This is a genomic window from Acinetobacter tandoii DSM 14970 = CIP 107469, assembly GCF_000400735.1.
Classification (GTDB): domain Bacteria; phylum Pseudomonadota; class Gammaproteobacteria; order Pseudomonadales; family Moraxellaceae; genus Acinetobacter; species Acinetobacter tandoii.
Genome location: NZ_KE007369.1, coordinates 1 through 1,753, shown reverse-complemented (window position 1 = coordinate 1,753; position 1,753 = coordinate 1). Strand labels below are relative to the sequence as shown.

2 protein-coding genes are annotated in these 1,753 nt (G+C 36.4%); both read right to left on the bottom strand.

Features of this window, described 5'->3' with window-relative positions; genetic code table 11:
• Nucleotides 1-81 precede the first annotated feature (81 nt).
• The gene (locus tag I593_RS15600; RefSeq protein ID WP_228130586.1) at nucleotides 82-639 is read right to left on the bottom strand and encodes a plasmid replication DNA-binding protein; all 558 of its coding nucleotides are present in this window, start codon (nucleotides 637-639) and stop codon (nucleotides 82-84) included.
• Between the two features lie 60 nt (nucleotides 640-699).
• Nucleotides 700-1,617: a replication initiation protein RepM gene (repM, locus tag I593_RS15595; protein WP_016168538.1), complete on the bottom strand. Its 918-nt coding sequence runs from the start codon at nucleotides 1,615-1,617 to the stop codon at nucleotides 700-702.
• Nucleotides 1,618-1,753 lie beyond the last annotated feature (136 nt).

Here is a 1,753-nt window from a genome sequence, read left to right as displayed (position 1 = left end):
TTTTTTATGATTTTTCACGTTCCACGCCTATTATTTGATCAATGTTCCACAACTTTGTTCATATCAGTTAAACAATCGTGGTTAATCATAGGGTCTAAAAAAACGGCTCCAAAAGCCCCTTTTTTCCGGTTCCTGTTCAATGTGCTCCGGTACTGGAATCCGCTTATTTTCTGCTTCGACCGGAGTAGTCAATCCGTCATGTTTCGGCTCTGGTTCTGGTCGAGAATTTCCTGTCATTTCAGAATGAGTAGTAACTTTACGTTCATCTAGCTCTGTCTTTGATTGTTCAAGCTGACCTTTAAACTCAATTCTGTGGGTCAAATCTTCTATATGCTGCATCAAAGACTTTTCTCTTTGGTTGGCTAGATCTAACTGATTTTTGAGTAGAGAAATCTGATCTTTCAATACATGTTCAATCTCAGATTGAACATGTACGTGTACATCCTTATGGGCGTGTTCAGTACGTGTACTGGACTGAACACCGATAGGATTTCCATAAACTCTGATAAGTTCAGATAAATCTATGAGTCCATCATGATCCCTTGATAATTCACCAGTTTTTATAGCTTCGTATATTGTTGTTCGTGACTTTTTAAAAGCTTTACTCGCGTCCATAACGCTGAATTTTGTTGTGTTCAATGTAATCCCTCAGTGCATGTACAAGGATGTTTAGATGAACATCCTACCTGAACATGAAGTTTATTTTGTGTTAAATCCTACCTTTCTAAGATATGGCAGAAGTTCTTCAAATCTCTCTTTGTGTTGTAGCATTTCAGCAATTCGAACTGCAAATTGTGTATAGCTTTCTGTACCTTGAGAATATTTATTCATGTCTGGAAGTTCAGAAAGTTTATTAGCAAAAAGGTGACGTTGTGCATCGGTCATTTTTGAGAAAAGTTCAAGTGAAGTTGAACTTTTAGAGGTGAGCACTTTCTTTTGCTTAAATGTGAAAGAGAATCCTGAAATGTTACGGCCTTTTTTATGTTGCTCACATTTAACGTTAATGTCTGTGTGCTCATTAACTTGGGCAATAGCTAGGTTTAACACTCGATCCTTGAAGTTTCCCATTCTAGTGTATTCATCATCGAGAACACCTATCTTCTGCCTGAACTCTGCTAGTTCAATAACAGGTGTTTGGCCAGTACTACGCCAGGCAATCAATAATTCGTATAAACGTACAGCGTAAGCACTACTAAGATCGCTAATCTGCTGTAGCTCATATTTTGTGAATTGTTCTTCTAAACGTGTAATAAGAGGCACGATTGCAGGTGCAAATATTAATTTTACTGTTGCTTCATCATCAATGTATCTAATTTCACTGACCCAGCGACTTAGGACATTCTCAATATTTCCTCTTTTATTTACTTCTTGATAGCTAAATTGGCGTGCGAATAAGTCTTTACACGCATCTTTGAGGGCTTGATAAGCTGTTTGTCGTGCAACATTAAACTGGTTTACATAACTCTCTGCATGAACCTCTAATGGGTCATTTGCATTGATACCTCTGCCACTACCTCTTGCCTCGACAATGGCCAATAGGATTAAACGTTGTTCTACTAAATCCAAATTATAGCTAGCATTTATTAGAGCATTATCTTTAACAACTAAATCCCGCATCTTATTTATCTACATTATTATTTATGAATATAAGTCTATATTAATAATTATGTAGATTTATGCAAGGTAAACGTAGTTAAATCTACAAAAAATATTATGAAGATTTATGGTAGGTAAACGTAGTCATATTGGTAGG

Excerpts from the sequence above, each read along its gene's own strand:
- repM (WP_016168538.1), bottom strand. The coding sequence starts at position 1,617 with ATGCGGGATTTAGTTGTTAAAGATAATGCTCTAATAAATGCTAGCTAT.